Annotated in this window: 21 protein-coding genes; 8 read left to right on the top strand and 13 right to left on the bottom strand. The window is 42.9% G+C overall.

The genetic code is table 11. The features are described from left to right. The first annotated feature begins 13 nt into the window (after window positions 1-13). From DFP75_RS01820 to DFP75_RS01800, 5 genes are all read left to right on the top strand, one after another. Window positions 14-1,732 carry a GGDEF domain-containing response regulator gene (locus DFP75_RS01820; RefSeq protein ID WP_110571792.1) on the top strand — a complete coding sequence of 573 codons (1,719 nt, stop codon included), beginning with the start codon at window positions 14-16 and terminating at the stop codon, window positions 1,730-1,732. A 163-nt stretch (window positions 1,733-1,895) separates the two neighbouring features. Further along, a complete protein-coding gene (locus tag DFP75_RS01815; RefSeq protein WP_110571791.1) occupies window positions 1,896-3,179 on the top strand; it encodes a 2-hydroxycarboxylate transporter family protein in 1,284 nt (427 codons plus the stop codon). 160 nt (window positions 3,180-3,339) lie between these two features. Beyond that, window positions 3,340-4,938 carry a sensor histidine kinase gene (locus DFP75_RS01810; protein WP_175404910.1) on the top strand — a complete coding sequence of 533 codons (1,599 nt, stop codon included), beginning with the start codon at window positions 3,340-3,342 and terminating at the stop codon, window positions 4,936-4,938. Further along, entirely contained in the window at window positions 4,935-5,618 is a 684-nt protein-coding gene (locus DFP75_RS01805; protein ID WP_110571790.1) for a response regulator, read from the top strand. Before DFP75_RS01810 ends, DFP75_RS01805 begins: the two co-directional genes overlap by 4 nt. A gap of 3 nt (window positions 5,619-5,621) precedes the next feature. Further along, the gene (locus DFP75_RS01800; RefSeq protein ID WP_245926928.1) at window positions 5,622-6,044 is read left to right on the top strand and encodes a nucleoside-diphosphate sugar epimerase/dehydratase; all 423 of its coding nucleotides are present in this window, start codon (window positions 5,622-5,624) and stop codon (window positions 6,042-6,044) included. A 73-nt stretch (window positions 6,045-6,117) separates the two neighbouring features. On the opposite strand, the gene DFP75_RS18480 is transcribed toward DFP75_RS01800, so the two are convergent. From DFP75_RS18480 to DFP75_RS01760, 8 genes are all read right to left on the bottom strand, one after another. After that, window positions 6,118-6,588 (bottom strand): hypothetical protein, encoded by a 471-nt coding sequence (locus DFP75_RS18480; RefSeq protein WP_217495003.1) that lies wholly within the window; start codon window positions 6,586-6,588, stop codon window positions 6,118-6,120. Window positions 6,589-6,847: 259 nt separating this feature from the next. After that, window positions 6,848-8,311, bottom strand: a complete 1,464-nt coding sequence (locus DFP75_RS01790) for an NAD-dependent succinate-semialdehyde dehydrogenase (RefSeq protein ID WP_110571789.1) — start codon at window positions 8,309-8,311, stop codon at window positions 6,848-6,850. A 36-nt stretch (window positions 8,312-8,347) separates the two neighbouring features. Further along, a complete protein-coding gene (locus DFP75_RS01785) occupies window positions 8,348-9,967 on the bottom strand; it encodes a BCCT family transporter (RefSeq protein WP_110571788.1) in 1,620 nt (539 codons plus the stop codon). 221 nt (window positions 9,968-10,188) lie between these two features. Beyond that, window positions 10,189-11,682: an aldehyde dehydrogenase gene (locus DFP75_RS01780; protein WP_110571787.1), complete on the bottom strand. Its 1,494-nt coding sequence runs from the start codon at window positions 11,680-11,682 to the stop codon at window positions 10,189-10,191. Window positions 11,683-11,693: 11 nt separating this feature from the next. Beyond that, complete coding sequence (locus DFP75_RS01775) at window positions 11,694-12,728, bottom strand: LLM class flavin-dependent oxidoreductase (RefSeq protein ID WP_110571786.1); 1,035 nt, start codon at window positions 12,726-12,728, stop codon at window positions 11,694-11,696. After that, window positions 12,725-13,633, bottom strand: coding sequence for a flavin reductase family protein (locus DFP75_RS01770; RefSeq protein WP_110571785.1), 909 nt, complete (start codon window positions 13,631-13,633; stop codon window positions 12,725-12,727). Before DFP75_RS01770 ends, DFP75_RS01775 begins: the two co-directional genes overlap by 4 nt. Beyond that, complete coding sequence (locus DFP75_RS01765; RefSeq protein ID WP_110571784.1) at window positions 13,626-14,459, bottom strand: alpha/beta fold hydrolase; 834 nt, start codon at window positions 14,457-14,459, stop codon at window positions 13,626-13,628. The genes DFP75_RS01770 and DFP75_RS01765 overlap by 8 nt, the downstream gene beginning before the upstream one ends. Next, on the bottom strand, window positions 14,431-15,030 hold the full coding sequence (locus DFP75_RS01760; protein WP_110571783.1) for an amino acid synthesis family protein: 600 nt from the start codon (window positions 15,028-15,030) through the stop codon (window positions 14,431-14,433). Before DFP75_RS01760 ends, DFP75_RS01765 begins: the two co-directional genes overlap by 29 nt. A gap of 142 nt (window positions 15,031-15,172) precedes the next feature. On the opposite strand from DFP75_RS01760, the gene DFP75_RS01755 reads away from it, so the two are divergent. Genes DFP75_RS01755 through DFP75_RS01745 form a run of 3 tightly spaced genes read left to right on the top strand, consistent with a single transcriptional unit; the run spans window position 15,173 to window position 16,536 of the window. Beyond that, the gene (locus DFP75_RS01755) at window positions 15,173-15,832 is read left to right on the top strand and encodes a GntR family transcriptional regulator (protein WP_110571782.1); all 660 of its coding nucleotides are present in this window, start codon (window positions 15,173-15,175) and stop codon (window positions 15,830-15,832) included. Then, the gene (locus DFP75_RS01750; RefSeq protein ID WP_110571781.1) at window positions 15,832-16,212 is read left to right on the top strand and encodes a carboxymuconolactone decarboxylase family protein; all 381 of its coding nucleotides are present in this window, start codon (window positions 15,832-15,834) and stop codon (window positions 16,210-16,212) included. Before DFP75_RS01755 ends, DFP75_RS01750 begins: the two co-directional genes overlap by 1 nt. Before the next feature lie 30 nt (window positions 16,213-16,242). Further along, complete coding sequence (locus tag DFP75_RS01745) at window positions 16,243-16,536, top strand: DUF1330 domain-containing protein (RefSeq protein ID WP_110571780.1); 294 nt, start codon at window positions 16,243-16,245, stop codon at window positions 16,534-16,536. A 148-nt stretch (window positions 16,537-16,684) separates the two neighbouring features. On the opposite strand, the gene lhgO is transcribed toward DFP75_RS01745, so the two are convergent. From lhgO to lpdA, 5 genes are all read right to left on the bottom strand, one after another. Then, window positions 16,685-17,914 carry an L-2-hydroxyglutarate oxidase gene (gene lhgO / locus DFP75_RS01740; protein ID WP_110571779.1) on the bottom strand — a complete coding sequence of 410 codons (1,230 nt, stop codon included), beginning with the start codon at window positions 17,912-17,914 and terminating at the stop codon, window positions 16,685-16,687. Between the two features lie 68 nt (window positions 17,915-17,982). Next, window positions 17,983-18,192 (bottom strand): cysteine-rich CWC family protein, encoded by a 210-nt coding sequence (locus DFP75_RS18745; RefSeq protein WP_110571778.1) that lies wholly within the window; start codon window positions 18,190-18,192, stop codon window positions 17,983-17,985. Window positions 18,193-18,267: 75 nt separating this feature from the next. Continuing rightward, window positions 18,268-19,140 carry a succinate--CoA ligase subunit alpha gene (gene sucD / locus DFP75_RS01730; protein WP_110571777.1) on the bottom strand — a complete coding sequence of 291 codons (873 nt, stop codon included), beginning with the start codon at window positions 19,138-19,140 and terminating at the stop codon, window positions 18,268-18,270. A 2-nt stretch (window positions 19,141-19,142) separates the two neighbouring features. Further along, a complete protein-coding gene (gene sucC, locus DFP75_RS01725; protein WP_110571776.1) occupies window positions 19,143-20,309 on the bottom strand; it encodes an ADP-forming succinate--CoA ligase subunit beta in 1,167 nt (388 codons plus the stop codon). Window positions 20,310-20,399: 90 nt separating this feature from the next. After that, the gene (gene lpdA / locus DFP75_RS01720) at window positions 20,400-21,839 is read right to left on the bottom strand and encodes a dihydrolipoyl dehydrogenase (protein WP_110571775.1); all 1,440 of its coding nucleotides are present in this window, start codon (window positions 21,837-21,839) and stop codon (window positions 20,400-20,402) included. Between the last annotated feature and the right edge of the window lie 30 nt (window positions 21,840-21,869).

Genomic DNA, 21,869 nt, shown 5'->3' with positions numbered 1-21,869 from the left:
ACATGGAGTTACTATGGAAGCACAATTCACTGTAGACCTATTAGAAGCCTACCAAGGGCCCACACTAAAGCTGCTGATTGTTGACGATGATGATGTTGATCGTGAACGTCTGCGTAGAATGCTGTCCAAATCAGACATAAAAACGCACGTATCTGAAGCGATTTCCGTCGAAGACTCTTTAGAGCATTTGAGCAAGAGTGATTTTGACTGTGTCATTATTGACTACCGTTTGGGATTAACTTCGGGACTCACTTTGCTAGATAGTATTCGTTCGACGATGGATAACCATTGTGCTGTCATCATGATCACTGGATTAGGCGATGAAGAAGTGGCAGCTGAGGCTATGAGGCTTGGAGCAAGTGATTACCTATTAAAAAGTCAGCTACAAAGCCACAAACTCATCCACGCCATCATCAATTCAGTGCATCGTGCCGAGCTAGAAAAAAAACTTCACGATATGGCCCATTATGACAACCTTACAGGGTTAGCCAGCAGGCCGCTGCTATTAGAAAAGTTGCAACAGGTCGTTAAAAACAACGAACCCGCTGCTGTCGCTTTTTTGGACTTGGATAATTTCAAACCCGTCAACGATAATTACGGCCATGAGACGGGTGACTATGTTTTGGTTACCATTGCGAATCGTCTGAAAAATTTGCTTCGCAAAGAAGATACGCTTTCTAGAATGGGTGGTGATGAATTTGTCTTACTGCTTAGAGGAATTGCCAGCAAGCAAGAATGCGACCTGTTCTTAAATAGGCTAATCAGCCTAATCAACACGCCTATTGAACTGACAGAGTTCGAATGCCAAGTACAGGTTTCTGCGAGTGTTGGCGTAGCCTTGGTGACAGATAATAGTCTAGACGCTGACACCATATTACGTCGCGCTGACCAAACCATGTATCAAGCTAAAAATTCCGGTAGTAACAACATTTTATTTTTCGATCCTCATGAAGAGAAGCGCCTATATGATCGCAGAACCATGCTGCAAGCCGCTGAACGAGGTGTCGCATTAAATGAATTTGAACTCTATTACCAACCTCAGATTGACATGATAAAACAGACACTTATTGGTGTTGAAGCTCTGATTCGTTGGCACCATCCCAGCCTAGGTTTATTGTATCCGGAGACTTTTTCCGAAGCATTAGAACACCCAAGCACAGGGGTTTTGATTGGTGAATGGGTTCTAAAAGAAGCTCTAAAGCAACACGCAATCTGGAATACCCCAGGCCTCGTCATTAGCGTCAATATTGCTCCCGCTCACTTGTTAAACCACAACTTTGTTCAGCGTCTCTCTCTGTTACTAGAGCAAACTCCAGCTGTAAACCCTCAAGCATTAGAGATTGAGATCCTAGAAACGGTGTCTATGTCTGACATCAAACATGCCGTTGAGGTGGTAAAAGCCTGTGGCCAATTAGGTGTACATGTCGCATTGGACGACTTTGGGACAGGATATGCGTCCCTAAGCTATTTAAAACAATTGCCTTTGAACACATTAAAAATCGATAAGAGCTTTGTACAAAACCTATTAAAAAATCCTGAGGATCGATCTATCGTGATTTGTATCGTTGCCTTAAGCCAAGCATTTAATTACAAGCTCATTGCTGAAGGCGTTGAATCCCAAGAAATTCAACAGGCGTTATTAGAGATTGGCTGTCAATTTGGGCAAGGCTATTTCATTGCCAAGCCAATGCCAGCGGACAAAATGACGTCATGGATAAAGACTCATCATTAAGGGAAAAATTTACGCTATTGTGTAAAACGTGACAATAACTTGCATTACAAAAGTTTCAAAACCACTTTTTAGTTTCATTAGAAGAAAAGAAACTTCCGCTTATAACGAAGGTTGGTAGACTGCGCCGCATATCAAAACAAGCAAAAAAACAAGAGAGTCTACCATGTTCAGTAATGATGCTATGACAGTGCGCGATCAACGCACCAGTAAAATCATATTGGCTATTGCCGCAATTACCATTCTATTGGCTACGTTTGCCGGCCAAATGCCCAGCGGAATGATCGGTGCCTTGGGTATTATGGTCATCATCGGCTTCATCCTTAATTACATTGGGGACAGAACCCCTATTATCAATCAGTTCTTCGGTGGTGGCGCGATTGTCGTCATTTTCGGCTCTGCTTACTTATTCCACAGCGGTTTGTTTCCTTCTAGCGCTGAAAGCAACATTACAACCTTCATGAAAAGTGGTGGCTTTTTAGCGTTTTATGTTGCCAGTCTAGTAACGGGCTCCATTTTTGGTATGGACACACAAACCCTAAAACAAGCCGCATTAAAATACATTCCGGTGATTTTAGGGTCTGCTTTCTTCGCTTGTATCTTCACAGGCCTAGTTGGCATGCTGGTGAGCAAAGACTTTTACGATTCCGTGATGTTAATAGCACTGCCTATTATGGGTGGTGGTATGGGTGCTGGAGCTGTGCCACTTGTTGAAATCATGTCTGGAAAGACGGGCATGAATGCAGAGACGCTAATGTCACAAATGGTTCCTGCATTGGCTATTGGTAATGCTATCGCTATTGTGATTGCGGGATTGCTCAATAAACTCGGCCAGATGTCCCCAAGCCTAACAGGTAATGGCCAACTAATTCGCGGCCAAAAACCGATTGAGGAAGAAGACCAAACAGTCTCTGGATTGACTGTCACCACTCTTGGCGTTGGTGCTTTGTTGGCTGTCAGCATGTACTTCATTGGTACTTTTCTATCCAACTACATTAGCATGCACACTTATGCGCTAATGATCCTGTCAATCGCTATTATCAAAGTGTCTGGCATTATGCCTAAGGCGTTAGAGCAAGCTGCTTTTTCTTGGTACAAGTTTGTTGTTGGCAACCTAACACCAGCCCTATTGGTCGGCATTGGTGTGGCATACACAGATCTGAACCAAATTCTTAATGCTCTATCCCCAATCTACTTCTTACTAGTTCTAATCACCGTACTTGGCGCTGTTTTTGGTGCTGGCTTAATCGGCTGGTTGATGGGCTTTTATCCAATCGAGGCTGCGATTACTGGCGGGCTTTGCATGGCAAACATGGGCGGTACAGGCGACGTAGCGGTACTTGCGGCAAGTAAACGTATGGAGCTGATGCCTTTCGCACAAATCTCATCGCGAATTGGTGGTGCCTTCATGCTGATATTGGCGACAATTGTGGTGCAATCGATCGCATAACACTTCAACAAGTTATTTAATAAACTAGCAAGTCCGCATAATCACCTTGCTAGCTTTCAAACAAAAGGGAAAAGTCCGTCAAGGCTTTTCCCTTTTGTTTAGCCGTTCCCTCTGTATGCTGTATAATCACCGCTCTTATTTCATAAGTAATAATCCATACATGACACTTAAGTCCTACTTAGCATTAATTACAATTTCAACCATTACCGCCATTATCATTTCAGCGGCATTCGTATTCGGCTATTCCCTACAAAATGCCTATTTAGAAGGAATAAGTAAACGAGGGTTGGAGCTAGCTCGAGTCATTGCCCAAGACGAAAAAGTGATTCAGGCCGTCAAAGCAAGCAATTCGGGTCAATTTACTTCCCTAGAGCAACACATCGAAAATCTTCGCCAGCAAACAGACGCATCTTATATTGTTGTCGTAAACAAAGACGCCATTCGTCTAAGTCATCCAACACCCACATTGATCGGTAAAGCTTTTATAGGAGACGATATATACCCAGTCCTACAGCAAGGCATCGCTTTTACCAATGTCGCCAGCGGTTCACTAGGGGAAGCCATTCGCAATTTCACACCTATAAAACACAATTCAGACGTAATTGGGGCCGTTAGCGTTGGCTATTTATCTCAAACTACCAGCGAATTGATATATCAACATTTAAAAGAAGCAGGCTTACTTGTTGTGCTAGTTTATTTACTTGGTGTGGTTATCGCGATTTTTTTGATCGCCAAGTTAAAACGGACTTTTTTAAGCTTAGAACCAGAAGAGATCGTACAGAAATTCAAAGAGCATGAATTAATTTTAGACAGCATTCGCGATGGCATTGTTGCCATTGATCATGAACAGAGCATTACCGCGATTAACAGCACAGCGGTTGAATGGTTAACCATGAACGTTTTAAGCCCGTCACAAGTTGTCAGAAAGCCGTTAAAAGAACTCTCTCAAAGTCTTTCCCATTTTATCTTAGAAGCAAAAGGCCAACTCACTCAAAACAGGTTTCATTTAGGTGCTCTGGAATTTATCGCTACCCTTTACCCTATCAAAGGTAAAAAAGGCAATGTAGGCTATGTCATCGTCTTCTTTCCTGATCACGGTGAAAAGTCTCTAGAACAAGAGCTAATTTCCACAAAGAATTACGCTGACTTATTACGTGCTAAAACACATGAGCATTCTAATCGACTTAATGTACTGTCTGGTATGCTGCAAGCAGGGCGCTATGATGACGCTATTGAATACCTCCAAAAAGAAAGCGACGGCGACCAAATAATACTAAAACGCATTATTCAGACCATCGAAAACAGTGCTGTAGCAGGCCTTATTTTCGCTAAGCACAACAAAGCCAAAGACTTAAAAGTAGACATGCAAATGGATAGCGATTGCCAATTAGGTCACTACCCTTCTGAGGCAAATGAAGCCTTGGTCACTTTAGTTGGAAACCTAATAGACAATGCCTTTCTGGCAGCCTGGTCAAACAGACAGCATTCATCACCATTTGTTAAACTCTATATCAGTGATCGTAACGCCCACATCATGATACAAATTGAAGACAGCGGCGCCGGTATTGATGAAAAACTAGAAAGCCGAATATTGGATTTTGGCGTCAGCAGCAAGCACAGTACAGAGCAACACGGTATTGGCTTATATTTGGTTAAAAAAGTTGTCGACCAATATCATGGCAGTCTGGATTGGGAGCGCAGTGAAGAAAACACCACTGTGTTTAGTATTTATTTAGATAAACGAGCACTAATAAGATGAGTCGCATTCCTGTAATGATTGTGGAAGATGATCTGCGTGCTAGCTATGTATTAGAAAGTACCGTAAACCAGCACAATGATTTTCATGTTATCGCAGTCTGTGAAAGTATTATTGAAGCAGAATTAAAAGCCGAAGCATTCGAACCAGAATTGATCATGGTGGACATTACGCTTCCTGATGGAAACGGGATTGGCTTAGTAAAATCTTTAAAGCAGCGTGGTTTCAATGCCGCCTTTATCATGACAACGGCAGAAAGAGAAACCACGACCATTGAAAAAGCCATCCAACTTGGCGTGATAGATTACTTAGTCAAACCAATTCGCATGTCTCGCGTATTACAGGCGTTGGATGATTATTTAGATTTTAAAAAGCGTCTAACGAAAAACAATAAAATCGATCAACAAGACATAGATGCGCTATTTCGAAAGAGCGCTTCTCAAGACGGCAGCCGAAAAACACCAAAAGGCATTGACGAGAACACCTTAGAAAAGCTTAATCAATACCTTGAAACCATAGAGGAACATTCATTCACTGCCGAAGAAGTTGGCGATGCCATTAATCTTAGCCGCATCACCGCAAGACGCTACCTTGAGTATTTAGAAACCCAAGGCTATGTCTGCATGACACTCGATTACAAAACAGGTGGCAGGCCAAAGCAACGCTACACAAAAACGACTTGAGACATGATGATTAACGCACTAACGAGTTTACTGCCTAAATACTTTAAACGCAGGCCGATCCCCAAAAAGCTCATTTTTGTTGGTATTGACTACCTCTGCTTTGCGCTGTCTAAGTCCTTACTCGACCAAAACAAACAGGCTAGACAACCCCTGAATATTATCGCTTTCATAGACGATGAACCTTGGAATAACAGAACGCTGGTTCACGGTGTGACAGTATTTTCGCCCAGTGAAGTGTCTGCCCTAATACGCAAACATGATGTGGATATAGTCATTCAAGTAGAGGGGGAATCAATCAAAATTGCAGACAACATTTGGCAAGATATCATCAAAACCCAAGTATCAATCATTACACTAGACAAGCATCAGGGTCTCAAACAAATGCAAGAGATTGTTTACAAAGCTTGCGAAAACATAAAAAAATAGGGTTACAGAGAAGTGCTCCATAACCCTATTTTTAGACGTTACATATCTTATCTATAACGCTCGTCTAAACCAATTAGTAAGCTGATGAAACCGCAACACGCTGGTCATTCAGGCTCATTGCCGTTTTTAGAGACTGGGGCGAAGACATAGCAACAACATTCAATTGATCAGTATAAATATCTTTAGGCAACTCAATATCATTACGTTGCGCCATCACAGTTTTAAATTTCTCAACATCGATTGAGTCTGAGCCATTCTTAATGGTGTTCAATTCATCTTCCGTTAAACTGGCCATTCCGCCACCAGGCAAATATATTGCCCCCGTTACGAAATCGACACCGAATGCCACAACACCAGGAACAAAGAAAAACAGTAAACCAATGGCGTCCAATGCCGCCACACCGATATCAATTTGGCCATTCGTTTGTCCACGACGTTCAGGGTAAAGCAATGTGCCACACGCTGTTACTTGAGTAACAAGTAAGGCAGCGGCAACACCTCGTGCCAAACGAGTAAAGCCTAGATTTTTCTTTAAACCCGTCATACTTATTCCTTATCAGTGATTTATACATTAGTCACTTTAGCTTGAATCACTTACACAATACAAACTAAGCCATCTTTATTTCACAATGCTTTCGTACTAAACAAACAGGGCTACTTACTTATGCAATACAAAGAACGGTTGGAAATGATGCAAACAGGTAACACAGAGTAAGAACGTGGGTTCATTTAAGAACCCTATCAATAATTAACATTAAAAAAGAGCCCCGCTAAACTATTCGATTGGCGGGGCTCCATTCCTATCAGATATCTCCCATACACATGTATTTGATTTCCAAATAGTCTTCTAGTCCATATTTTGAACCTTCGCGACCCTGACCTGATTCTTTAACGCCACCAAAAGGTATCATTTCAGAACTGATGGCCGTTTCATTAATTCCCACCATTCCGTACTCCAGTGCCTCACCAACACGCCAAATACGTCCGTGATCCTTGGTATACATATAGGCAGCAAGTCCAAACTCAGTATCATTCGCCATCGCTACAGCTTCTTTTTCTGAGCCAAACTTAAACACAGGCGCGACCGGACCAAACACCTCTTCTTTAGCAAGACGCATAGAAGCATTTAAATCTCTCAGGACCGTTGGTTCAAAGAAATAATCTCCATTACTGCCAACATTTCCCCCGATACAAACCTTCGCTCCTAGACTTACCGCATCATTTACCAAAGAAACAACACCAGCCACCGCTTTTTTAGTGATTAAAGGACCCATTGTACTTTCAGAAGATAGCCCATCGCCCAGTACGAATTCCGATACACGCGCTGTAAAGCGACGGATAAACTCTTCGTAAATAGAATCCTGAACCAAAATACGATTAGCACATATACAAGTCTGACCTGCATTACGAAACTTCGCTACCAATGCGCCTTCAACCGCTTTATCTAAATCTGCATCTTCGAATATCAAAACAGGTGCATTGCCACCCAACTCCATTGATGTTTTCTTAACAGTTTTTGCAGATTGTTCCATCAAGATCTTGCCGACTACCGTAGACCCCGTAAATGTGATTTTTTTCACATCAGGGTTAGATGTCAATTCTGCGCCAATCGACTTTGAATCCGTTCCTGTGACAACATTAAACACACCCGCAGGAAAACCTGCGCGATCAGCCAGTTCAGCCAAGGCTAAGGCTGAAAGTGGTGTTTCTGACGCAGGCTTTAATACAATCGTGCAACCTGCCGCCAATGCAGGAGCCACTTTACGAGTGATCATGGCATTAGGAAAATTCCATGGTGTAATCGCGCCAACCACACCGACAGCTTGCTTAATCACTAATGAGCGTCGATCTGAGGTGGTGCTTGGAAGAATATCACCATAGATACGTTTCGCTTCTTCAGCAAACCATTCAATATAAGAAGCACCATAAGCCACTTCACCGCGAGACTCTGCAATCACCTTCCCTTGTTCAAAGGTCATAATTAAAGCCAGATCTTCTTGATTCGCCATAACAAGGTCAAACCAGCGACGTAAAAGAGACGATCTTTGCTTTGCAGGCACTTCTCGCCATTTTTCAAAAGCGGCTTGAGCAGCATCAATGGCCAGCTGTGTTTCTTTAACCCCTAAATCCGCGACATTGGCAACCACATCACCAGTCGATGGATTAAACACCTCAAAGGCTTTTTCAGTCTTGGTTTGCACCCACTGCCCATTGATAAACCCTGCGCATTTAAGTAACGAAGGATCTTTTAATTGTTGTTGTAACATATTTGCTCCATTGAGAAATCATCCTCAGTAAATAGCTTAATTTGATGCAAGCTCTTCTTTTGAAGAAACAGACTTTTCCTGAGAACCACCACCTGCAAGATCATCTTGGTTGTAACGAATGCCATTGGCTTCATCAGCCAAGCCTTTCACCAACGCCCAACACATAAACAATAAAACAACAGAGAAAGGTAAAGCGGCGATAATTGATGCCGTTTTTAAAGAGTCCAACCCGCCAGCAATCAATAAAATAGCTGAGACAGCGCCAAGCCCGATCCCCCAAACAAGACGCAATACTTTGGATGGATTCTTATCTCCAAGTGACACTATTGTACAAATGACCAAGGTTCCGGAATCCGCAGAAGTCACGAACCACGTAACAATAAGGAAGGTCGTAAGACCAGCAACCAAATTTGTTAAAGATGGCACATTGATCGCTTCAATGGTGCTATACAAAGCCAATGTAATATTGTCATTCACAACGCTAGCTAAAGAACCATCACCAAGCACCTGAATATGAAGAGCCGTTCCGCCGAATACAATAATCCAAATAAAACCACCTAATGGAGGAATAACCAAAGCAGTTAATAGGAACTGGCGAATAGTGCGGCCACGAGAAATACGCGCAATGAACATCCCAACTAATGGACCCCAAGACAACCACCAACCCCAATAAAAGATTGTCCACCAGCTCTGCCATTGGCGATTAGGGTCCGTATCAACCCAGAATCCCATAGGAATGAAATTGGTAAAATAGTCACCTAGACCTGAAACGGTCATTTTTAATAAAAATACCGTAGGGCCAGCTAGAACGAAAAACGCAATGACAAGAGTGCTTAATCGAATATTCCAAATACTCAATATTCGAATGCCTCTACCTACCCCTGAAATAGCAGAAATAGTCGCGATAATCGATACAATAGCGATTAATATCACCTGAGAAGTAGAAGAAATCTCGATACCAAAAAGATAATTCAGGCCCGCGTTCATTTGTGAGACGCCAAGACCTAACGTAGTGGCAGTACCGAAGAGCGTGCTGAATATGGCCAAGAAGTCGACAGCATGACCAATCGGCCCATAAACTCTGTCGCCCAACAAGGGATATAATCCAGAACGAACGGTAAGCGGTAACCCTCTTCGATAGCAGAAATACGCTAAACAAAGGCCCACTAAAATATAAACAGCCCAACCATGAAGTCCCCAATGAAACATGGTTATACGCAATGCAACTCGCGCCGCATCTAGTGTATTAGGTTGTATATGCTCCATATCCAAAAATGGATTGCCCTGTAAATAGGTAATAGGCTCTGCAATACTCCAGAACAGTAGCCCTGTACCAATCGCACAACTAAACAGCATTGAGAACCAGGCAGTAAAGCCGAATTCAGGCTTCTCATCATCCCTACCAAGACGAATGTTACCGTAGCGACTGAATGCCACCCACACTGAGAAAAATAATACAAAGCAGACAACCGCAATGTAATACCAACTCATATTAGTTTGAATCCAATGATTAATTCCATTTGCTATATCGTTAGATAGCTTCACATTTAAAACCGAAAAGAGAACAAACGCCCCGACCATTAAAATGGAACCGTAGGACATGATGTTACGCATTCTCTTATGACTCATATCTTGTTCTGTACTGCTTGGTTTCATGACAACTCCTAAGCATAAGCCTTCAAATATAATATTTGAGTTTATTTTTATTGGTTTAGGCTGTTACAGCGCTTATCTTTAAAAAATCCATATAAATCAGCAACGTATATAAAATTCGCTAAAAATCGCAAACGCACCGCAATTGGAATCAAGTAAAAAAACACTCATCCTTTTGCTAATGCGTAGCTTCTAGATAATTAAAAGGCACAAATAACCTGTATTTATCGCATTACAAATGGATTCCCCATAGGTTCACTTGATGTATTAATCCAAGTGGTACGTACCCTGATGTAATCCTGGATAGCTTGAATACCCGCTTCTCGCCCATAGCCAGATTGGTTAATGCCACCGAAAGGTGCCATAGGCGAAACGGCTCGATAAGTATTCACCCAACAGACACCTGACTTAATTTGTTGAGAAACACGCATCGCGCGAGCTAAATTTTCGGTAAAAAGGCCTGAGCCAAGACCAAATTCAGAGTTATTCGCTAACGTAATCGCCTCTTCTTCTGAATCAAAACATGCGATCGATAACACAGGACCAAATAGCTCAACATGCAGCGTTTCAATATCGTGAGTCGGACACTCAACGATGGTTGGTGCAAAATAATAATCCGACCCTAGATCGTTTAGACGTGTGCCTCCTGTTAACACTTTGCCGCCTTGTGCTTTAGCTTTATCCAAAGTTCGCTCAATGCCTTCAACTTGTGCCAAGGTGCATAAGGGACCAATATGACTTGTCGCATTCAGAGGGTTGCCAACAACAATAGCTGCGGTTTTTTCTAACAAACGCGCCAAAATTTTAGGGTAGATATCACGTTGGACATAAACACGAGAGCCTGCAACGCAAGACTGTCCAGATGCACCAAAATTTCCTGCGATAATGCCATTTACAGCACTTTCAATATTGGCATCATCAAAGACTAAAATCGGTGATTTCCCACCTAATTCTAATGACGTCACTGCGAAGTTATTCGCGGTATTTCTAACCACATGTTTTGCAGTTTCTGGACCACCAGTAAAAGCAAGACGATCAATATCAGGATGAGAGGTTAGTGGAATCGCGCAGCCTTCAGCGTCCCCAGTAATGACAGAGACAACACCGCTTGGAAAACCTGCTTTTTCAATCAACTTAGCAAATTCTAAGATAGCAATAGGAGCAACTTCTGATGCCTTAATGATCACCGTACAACCAGCAGCCAGCGCAGGCGCCAACTTAGTAGCGGTTAAAAACATTTGTGCATTCCATGGCACGACGGCAGCAACCACACCGATCGGTTCAGGCTTGGTAAAGACATGCATATCTGGCTTGTCGATTGGTAATGTATGGCCTTCTATTTTGTCAGCTAATCCGGCGTAATAACGATAATAGCTCGCTACGTATTTGGCTTGACTCTGAGTTTCTGCAGCCAGCTTGCCACTGTCTGTGGTTTCAATTTCGCCTAAGGCTTCTGAATGCTGCTCCAATAGATCAGCCAACTTGTGCATTAGAACACCACGCTGCGTCGGGCTTAATCCGCCCCATTCTTTCTTAGAAAGTGCATTACGTGCAGCTTTAACGGCACGATCAACATCTTCGGCTTCCGCCATGGCAAAAGTTGCCCAAGCTTCACCCGTTGCAGGGTTCGTTGTTGTCATAGAGCGAGCATTAGCACCATCAGTCCAGACACCATCAATAAGCAACTTAAAGTGTGGTAATTTATTTTTATTAGACATGAGCCTATTCCTTAATTAAAAGCTGGCATTACTTCATCAATAAAGCGACGTAAGGACGTTTCTTTTTCTTCCCGAGTCATGCCGGAATCAGACCAATAAGCGAATTCATCATAACCAAGTGCTTCATAATGTTTTAGACGCTCAATAATCTGTTCAGAAGTGCCTATCATGAGATCGTTTTTAATGGCTTCTTTTTTATAGAATGGGTGATTATCAATTTCTTCTTGAGTAAGAGACTGAATCAACCCCTGATTAATTGGGCGTTCATTCTTAAACCACGCGCCAAAATAACAATAGAATTCATGCAACTTAGTCGCTGCTTTGTCTGCTTCAACTTCATCCTTTGCAACATAAGCATGCTGCAAAATCATAATTTTGGTACGACGATCGAACTTATTACAGGCTTCGTTGTACTTTTCAATGAGCCCTTCAACTTCCTCTAAACCCTGCCAAAGAGGAGTGACTTGCACGTTACAATCTTGGCTAATAGCAAATTCATGGCTATTAATGTCTCGTGCTGCAATCCAGATTGGAGGACCATCTTGCGTTAATGGCTTTGGTGAAGACGTGGTTTTCGGAAAGTTATAATGCTTACTTTCTTGGGTATGATTCCCTTTCCACAACCCTTTGATAGCAGGCACCATTTCTCGTAAACACTCACCCGCTGCCCAAGCATCCATCCCACCTGGAACCATACGCTCGTACTCAAAAGAATAAGCACCACGTGCGATACCCAATTCAAGACGACCTTTAGTGATGATATCTGTCATCGCCGCTTCGCCTGCCAGCTTTATTGGATGCCAATATGGCGCAACAACGGTGCCTGTTCCCAAGCGGATATTTTTAGTTTGATGCGAAATATCAATCAAATTCAGGAATGGGTTTGGCGCAATGGTAAAGTCCATGCCGTGGTGTTCACCCGTCCAAACAGTAGTCATTCCGCCTTCATCCGCCATTTTACAAAGCGACATAAATTCATCATAAAGATCTTTCTGACGCTGTTGTTCGTCTACCCGCTCCATATGAGCAAAAAGTGAAAACTTCATCGTACATCTCCTTCTAATTCATTACCGACGTATAGGCGAAAAACACCATTACGCTTTTCTTGAACAAAACGTGTCACCATAGAGGTTAAGTCTGAAGAGGCAAAAGCCACATCCGACAAATCATCGATGCCCACATACTCATAACCATCAAGCGTATTTTCAGCGACACTTTCAGCGCGATAGAAAGCCACAAAATTTCCCGCTGTTGACTTCTCATAGACAGAAAAAACCTGACCGACTTCCGCTTCAATACCAAGAGAAACAAGCAGGTTTTTTAAAGTTTGGAGAGACGAAATTTCAGCCTGCATTTTGCCTTGCGGTAAACTGAAGCCTTGTTCCGTTCGTTTAAGTAAGAGTTTGCCATTACATTCTACTAACGCTCCAACTTGTGCATACTGTTCATGGGCGATCTCTTCCGCTTTATGCTCCATGCCTAAGCTAAAATAGCCGCCTTTCGCATAACCCAATCCAAACTTTTCATTGCTTGAAAACTGTTCAACTTTGCCCATCAGCAGTAAATGATCACCAGCCTCAACTTTTTGAAATGATGAACAAGAAAAATGGGCAACCGCTCCAGTAATCAGTGGCGTTCCAAATTCATCTGCATGCCATTCCACTTCAGCAAAACGATCGCCTTTAGAACCTGCAAATGTATTCGAAGCATGTTGCTGATCTTCCGCCAGAACACTCACGGCAAAGTGATCACATGACTCAAAAATGTCGTAACTAGATAGGCGCAAAGCAGGACAAACCAACAACAAAGGTGGATCCATAGATACCGACGTGAATGAGTTCGCAGTAAAACCTACCTTTTCTCCAGTTTTACTTACTGCCGTTACTATGGTCACTCCAGTCATAAAGGAACCGAATGCATTGCGTAGTTCACGTACGTCAAAATTACTCATGAGACATCTCCTTTGATTGAATAAAGCAGCGTGAGGCAAAATCAATCATAATCGGGTTTATTTCATTCGAATGAGTCAACGGCGCCATATGTCGAGCATTTTCAACAATATACGATTCACCTTTAGAGCAAATTGCAGCCATATTCTCAGACATAGAAGGCAAAGAATTTGGGTCATTCCGACCGGTAATAAACATCGCAGGTACGGCCAGTGCTTCCAGATCACTTTCAGCTGGGCCGTCATTTAGACAAAACACTTCGTAGGCTTGTCGATAGCCATCTAAAGGTGCCTGACTAAGCCATTGGCAGCACAAATCAGCGTAGACAACATCATTGCCTTGAACCGGATAATCAAACCAACGAGCCACAGGACCCGTGACATTTTGCGCGTTAATGTCATGTTTAATTTGCTGAACTCTCGCCAAAACAGCTTTCTTAGCTTCTGCAGAACGACGATAAACCGAGTTAAGAGCAAGCACTCCAGAGCAAAGCTTTGAATATCGAATCGCAAAATTCAGCGCAATCATCGACCCCATTGAATGACCAACCATAACAACAGAGGACTTCAATTCTGTTTTTACCCAACGGGCAATAACATCTGTGTATTTAGAGATATCGGTGCATTCTTTCATCACACTACTCTCTCCATGACCAGGCATATCGACAGCATAAACGGTATAGTTTTTAGACAAGGCCTCTAATTGATTCACCCAAGCTTCCAGCCTAAGCCCTACTCCATGAATCAGAACAAGGGATGGCCCTTGCCCTAATTTCACGTAGGAAAGACCTGTTGGCGATTTAAACCGCTGCAGGGTTTTCAATGTCATGCCCTAGCTCCTTCAGCTCTTGGTAACGGTCACCAATACGATGATGTGGTCTGCCGCCTGAAGCACCTCCCAACACAACAACAACTTCATCCGCACCAGGCGCATCATTTATGTTGAATTGAAGTGTCAAATAATGAGAGCGTTTGCCGCCATCGTTCTTGTCCATCATAGGAACAGAAATAGACGCGTTGGCAGGACCACGAGTATTGGTAAAAGATAAGAAGGATTTCGCTTCTACCGCTTCTCGATAGAAATTACCGAAGTGTAAAGTATGAATTAGAGCGGAAGCATGTTCGATCTCACCATTTAGACCGACAAGCGCCGCTTTACCAAAGGCTTCTATCTTGTCAGCCCCGCCAGCCAGTTCACAAATTCTATCCGTTAATAATTTTCCAAGCTGTGGGCCGTATTCCAGAACGATAGGTTTTAGGTCTTCAACATACTTACCAGCCCACGGGTTTTTAATGACAGCGGCAACGGCAAACATACGCAAAGGCGTATCTGCTGCTTTAAACCCTTCAACCAGTGTCTCTTCTTCAAAACTAACGATTTTGCGAATTTCTAAAGTCATATCCATTCCTACAATGAAACATTTAATTTGTCATATGGTATACCATATGACACAATAGTAAACATACAATCTTATTAGGTGCAACAATAAATGTGCTACTATCATGAAATAATTGGTTAGGACATTATTAGAGGAAAACTGGATGCAAAAAGTTGAGCGCCCTAAAACACTAAAGGAAAATGCGCTGGAATCATTAAGGGGAGCCATCACTAGCAACCTACTGAAACCTGGAGATAGGCTTGTAGAAAGAACGTTATGTGAAAGCATGGGAGTTAGCCGGACCATTGTCAGAGAGTGCATTCGCCATCTTGAAAGCGAAAGGCTCGTTGTTGGCGTTCCTAATGCGGGTTTTATCGTAGCTTCCATTAGTAATGAGGAAGTCAAAGAAATTTATGAAATTCGAACCTTACTTGAATGCTCTGCCGTAAAAGCCTGTAGCAAAAAAGCCACACCAGAAATCATTAAAAAACTCTATCTACTGCAGGATGATATTGCGAGCCACCTACTGAATGATGATGTAAAAACTGGCCTAAAAATGACTAAGGATTTCTACGAACTCATTTTTAAGACGGCTGAAAAGCATGTTTCATGGGACCTGGTTGAGCAGCTGAATTCACGTATTTCACGACTAAGAGCTCTCACACTAAGCTCTACCGGACGTAAGACATCTGGTCCAAAAGACCTGTTTGATATTGTTAAAGCAATGGAAGAAAAAGACCCCGAAAAAGCCGGTGAGATTTGTACCCGGCACTTACAAGAAGCCTATGATATCGCCATGCAAACTGAACAAGGAGCAGCGTAATGGATAAAGCACTATTTGAACTAGGTATTAACAAGCGCAAAGAAACGTTAGGTGCTGAATATGTTGAGAAAAACCTAGCCAAAGCAGACGAGTTTAATCGCCCTTTTCAAGAAGCCATGACGGAATGGTGTTGGGGATTTGGCTGGGGCGACGAAACCATAGAACCGAAAACTCGCTCTATGATGAACCTCTCCATGATCGCCGCATTAGGAAAAATGGAGGAATGGGAATTACACCTCAAAGGTGCCATAAATAATGGCGTCAGCGTTGAAGAAATACGCGCCATTATTCATGCGATTGCTATCTATTGTGGCGTACCGCAAGGTGTGGAATGTTTCCGAATTGCACGCGCCGTATTGACCGAAAAAGGCTTACTCTAATCTAATCAAATAAAAATAAGGCTATCGAGTATGAAAGGATATTGGGTTGCGTTTGTCACTGTAGAAGACAAAGAAAAGTATCAAGATTATTTGGCACTCGCTCCTGAAGCGCTTAAAAAATATGGTGCGAAGCTACTCTCAAGAGGAGAAGACCTTACTGTCATTGAAGGCTTTGACAGATCACCTGATAGAGCCGTAGTCTTTGAGTTTGATAGTTATGAGACCGCGCTTAAATGTTACCAATCTCCAGAGTACCAAGCTGCTCGTGAACATCGTATCGATTGTTCTAATGCAAATATACTCATACTCAAAGGCCTTGCATAATTACGCAAATTTAGAGCTCATCATGACACCACCCAGCATACTAGATAATTGCTTGGCGGTGTCATGTAACTCTCCCCGTCCTATATGCAGCGGCTAGCAATTTGATTTAAGCAATCAATTGAGTTGCAGAAGTAAAACGCCTTATTCCTTAATGAATAGATGTAATTTGCTCATCCAGCTTATCAATAATATAAGCACCAATAGGAAATGCGCTAGTGGCAGCTGGTGAAGGTGCATTGCATACATGTAAGGTCCGAGCACTTTGGGCAAATAGAAAATCATGTACCAAACTGCCGTCTTTCATCACGGCCTGAGCTCGTATTCCAGCTGGATATTCCTGTAAATCATCCAATGACACAAGGTCGCAGTATTTCTGTACTTGCGCCAAGTAACCAGGTTTATACCAAGAGTTTTTAGTCTCAACCAAACCTGTTTTCCAATGCTTAGATAGCAGCTTCCAAAAGCCAGAGAAACGCACCATATCAAATACGTCACGAAGGTTTATGTTAATTCGACCATAGCCTTCTCGCTTCCATCCTTGTACCGCATTTGGGCCTACCGTCACAGACCCATCGATCATACGAGTCAAATGTACCCCTAAAAACGGTAAGTCTGGATCCGGAATTGGATAGATTAAATGATTTACAACTTTATTGTGTTTTGCAGGCAAACGGTAATATTCACCACGAAAAGGAATAATTTGAAAGTCGGTTGGGATATTAAGCATCTTAGTCAGGCGATCCGCCATCAAACCACTGCAGCTGACTAGATAAGATGTACTCACTACATCGTTGTTCAATGTGATCGCCACACGTTCGTGACTCTCATCAAGGCCAACCACCTCTGTACCTAAGCGCAGTTCGCCACCCTTCCCTACGAAAAGCTCAGCAAGCTTATGGCAAATCTCTCGATAGCTGACGATTCCGGTAGAAGGCACATATAGTGCCGCAAGGCCTTTCACATTTGGCTCACGCTCTTTAAGCTGTGCCTGATCTAGCTTATGCACTTCTAAGTTATTTTCTTGGCAGCGCGAGTACAGGGCTTCCATACGCTCTTGCTCAGCGGGATTGGTTGCAACCAATAATTTTCCGCATTCATCAAACTTGATATTATGTTGAAGACAGAACGCCTTAGTGGCTTTGGCACCTCGCTGACAAAAATCGGCTTTTAAACTTCCTGGCGCATAATAAACCCCAGCATGAATAACACCTGAGTTATGGCCGGTCTGATGCATCCCAACTTCTGCTTCTTTTTCAATCAATAGTATGCGGTACGTAGGATAACGCTGCTGTAATTGCCAAGCGGTTGACAGGCCAACAATACCCGCTCCTATCACTGTAATATCATAAACAGTATTGCCGCCAGACACGTCACTCATTACTTTCTTCCTTTTTTATTATTGAAAACTCTACATGAACAAGCTTTATATTCTCTTAAAAAATAAAGCTATCTTGGCTTAAAGTCGAACTTTTTTAAAAAGCCAAACTTATCGGCAAGATAAAATTCAATACACGCTTGGCACACACAAACACGCCCTTTTTGCTCCAACGGTATAAGCGCCAGTAAATCCTCCGGCACTTTAACTCTAAAACACCAACAAGTCTGACTGTCATCAAGAGCACAGCCATTATCCTTTAAACAAAATGGACACGTCATATGAACACCTATCTGCCAAAAAAAATCCCTGCCTAGGCAGGGATTTTTATCATCAGTTGAACTTAAAGTTCCAGCTTACCAGCCAGTGATTTCTTTAAGGCCAGCACCGATGTCTGCCAAAGAACGAACAGTTTTAACACCAGCGTCTTCTAGAGCAGCGAATTTCTCATCAGCTGTGCCTTTACCACCAGAGATGATAGCGCCAGCATGGCCCATACGCTTACCAGCAGGTGCAGTAACACCAGCAATGTAAGATACAACAGGCTTAGTAACGTTTGCTTTGATGTAAGCAGCCGCTTCTTCTTCAGCAGTACCACCGATTTCACCGATCATTACAATCGCTTCAGTCTGTGGATCGTTTTGGAACATTTCCAATACGTCGATGAAGTTAGTACCTGGGATTGGGTCACCACCGATGCCTACACAAGTAGATTGACCGAAGCCTGCATCCGTTGTTTGCTTAACCGCTTCATAAGTCAAAGTACCAGAACGAGATACAATACCTACTTTACCTGGCATATGAATGTGGCCAGGCATGATGCCGATCTTACATTCACCAGGAGTGATAACACCTGGGCAGTTAGGACCGATCAAACGTACACCTAGGTTGTCACAAGCTACTTTACAGTCAAGCATGTCTAGAGTTGGAACGCCTTCAGTAATACAAACAATCAGTTTGATGCCTGCATTAGCCGCTTCAAGAATAGAGTCTTTAACGAAAGGAGCTGGAACGTAGATAACAGATGCTTCAGCACCAGTTTGCTCAACCGCTTCTTTTACTGTATTGAAAACAGGAAGGCCAAGGTGAGTTTGACCACCTTTACCAGGTGTAACACCACCAACCATTTTCGTTCCGTAAGCAATCGCTTGCTCAGAGTGGAAAGTACCTTGGCCGCCAGTGAACCCCTGACAGATTACTTTAGTATCTTTGTTAATTAAAACAGACATTATTATTTGCCCTCCGCAGCTTTAACTACTTGCTCTGCCGCGTCTTTCAAACTTGCTGCAGCAATGATATCTAGACCAGAGTTCGCAAGAACTTCACGACCTAGTTCAGCATTTGTACCTTCAAGACGAACAACAACAGGCACGTTTACGCCTACTTGCTCAACAGCACCGATGATACCTTCAGCAATCATATCGCAACGAACGATACCGCCGAAGATGTTAACCAATACGGCTTTAACATTGTCATCAGAAAGGATAATTTTGAACGCTTCAGCAACACGCTCTTTCGTCGCGCCGCCACCAACGTCTAGGAAGTTAGCTGGCTTGCCGCCATGTAGGTTAACGATATCCATTGTACCCATTGCTAGGCCGGCACCGTTTACCATGCAACCAACGTTTCCGTCTAGTGCAACGTAGTTAAGTTCCCACTGTGCTGCATGTGCTTCACGCTCATCTTCTTGAGATGGATCGTGGAACTCTTGCATTTTCTTCTGACGGTAAACAGCATTGCTATCAATGTTGATTTTGCCGTCTAGACAGTGAAGGTTACCTTCATCTGTAATAACAAGAGGGTTGATTTCTAGAAGTGCGAAATCGTAATCATGGAACATCTGAGACAAACCAAGGAAGATCTTAGTGAACTGCTTGATTTGCGCAGCATTTAGACCCATTTTGAACGCGATTTCACGCGCTTGGTAAGGCTGAGCACCCACAAGAGGATCAATAATCGCTTTATGGATAAGTTCAGGTGTTTCTTCCGCTACTTTTTCAATTTCAACGCCGCCTTCAGTAGACGCCATGAAAACAACTTTACGAGTAGAACGGTCAACAACAGCACCTAGGTACAATTCGTTTGCGATGTCAGTGCAAGACTCAACAAGAATCTTAGCAACTGGCTGACCATTTTCGTCAGTTTGGTAAGTAACTAGGTTTTTACCTAACCAGTTTTGTGCAAACGCAGCAACTTCTTCATAAGAATCAACAAGTTTTACACCACCTGCTTTACCGCGACCACCAGCATGAACCTGAGCTTTAACAACCCACTTGTCACCACCAATTTTCTTCGCTGCTTCAACCGCCTCTTCTGGCGTGTCTACTGCGTACCCTGTAGATACTGGCAGGCCGTATTCAGCAAAAAGCTGTTTAGCCTGATATTCATGTAAGTTCATTTGATTCTTCCGCTCATCTGAATGGTTGACATAAGCTCTGCCCGTTAAGACAGAAATTGCCGGCTCATTGGCCGGCAAATCTAATTTGGATTAACGCTTTTTACGATTTGCAATATGAATTGCGTGGTTATCTACCGCTAACGCCGCTTCATGAACTGCTTCACTTACTGTTGGGTGAGCAAATACAGTCAAGGCGATGTCTTCTGCTGTAGAACCGAATTCCATTGCAATAACAGCTTGAGCAATCAAATCTGCCGCATGGCCGCCGATAATATGGCAACCTAAAATACGATCAGTTTCTTCACAAGCAATTATCTTAACAAAACCATCAGTATCGTTAGCCGCCATAGCGCGACCAGATGCTGCAAATGGGAATTTACCCACTTTAAACTTAACACCCTCTGCTTTTAGCTCTTGCTCGTTTTTACCAACCCAAGCTAGCTCTGGGTGTGTGTAAATAACAGAAGGGATGCAGTCGTAATTCATTTGTGCTTTATGGCCTGCAATAATATCAGCAACCATCACACCTTCTTCAGATGCTTTGTGAGCCAGCATAGGTCCGCGAACAATATCACCAATCGCGAAAACACCTGGTACAGAAGTACGGCACTGTTCGTCAACAAAGACAAAACCACGCTCATCTAGCTTCACGCCAGAATCTTCTGAGAAACAGCCCTGAGTGAATGGTTTACGACCAACCGCAACGATTAACTTATCAAAAGTTTGCTTTTGTTCTTCACCTTTCGCATCAAGGTAAGTTACTTCAACTTCTTCACCCTTGATTTCGCTACCAGTAACGCGAGCACCTAGACGAATGTCTAAATGTTGCTTTTTGAAGATTTTAGCCGCTTCTTTGGCAAGATCTTGATCACATACGCTCAAGAATGAATCTTGTGCTTCAAGAACAACCACTTCTGAACCCAAACGAGCCCATACAGAACCAAGTTCTAGACCGATAACACCAGCACCAATTACGCCAAGACGTTTTGGTACAGCACGGAAATCAAGTGCACCTTCGTTGTCAACGATGATATCACCTGTACGTGGAGCTGGTGGAATGTTAACTGGAACAGAACCTGTTGCCAAAATAACATTTTCAGCTTCGATTACAGTTACTGTGCCATCGTGCGCAGTAAATTCTACTTTCTTGTTCGCTAGTACTTTACCAAAACCTTCAAAGCTTGTGACACCGTTTGCTTTGAAAAGACCTGAAATACCACCAGTAAGTTGATCAACAATTTTATCTTTGCGATCAACCATGGCATTCACATCCATGGATACTTCACCCGTAGTGATACCGTGGACACCATAAGATTCTTTCGCATCATGGAATTTGTGAGAAGAGTCTAACAATGCTTTAGAAGGAATACAGCCAACGTTCAAACAAGTTCCACCAAGACGTGGCTTGTTTTCTTTGTCTAACCATTTTTCGATACAGGCTGTTTTTAAACCTAACTGAGCAGCTCGTATAGCGGCTACATAACCACCAGGGCCGCCACCAATTACAACAACATCAAATTTATCAGACATAAGAGGTCCCATTTTTCAGTCAAGCTAAGC

The sequence above is a fragment of the Marinomonas alcarazii genome, from assembly GCF_003208215.1.
Classification (GTDB): Bacteria; Pseudomonadota; Gammaproteobacteria; order Pseudomonadales; family Marinomonadaceae; genus Marinomonas; species Marinomonas alcarazii.
This window is presented reverse-complemented; position numbering and strand designations above follow the sequence as displayed.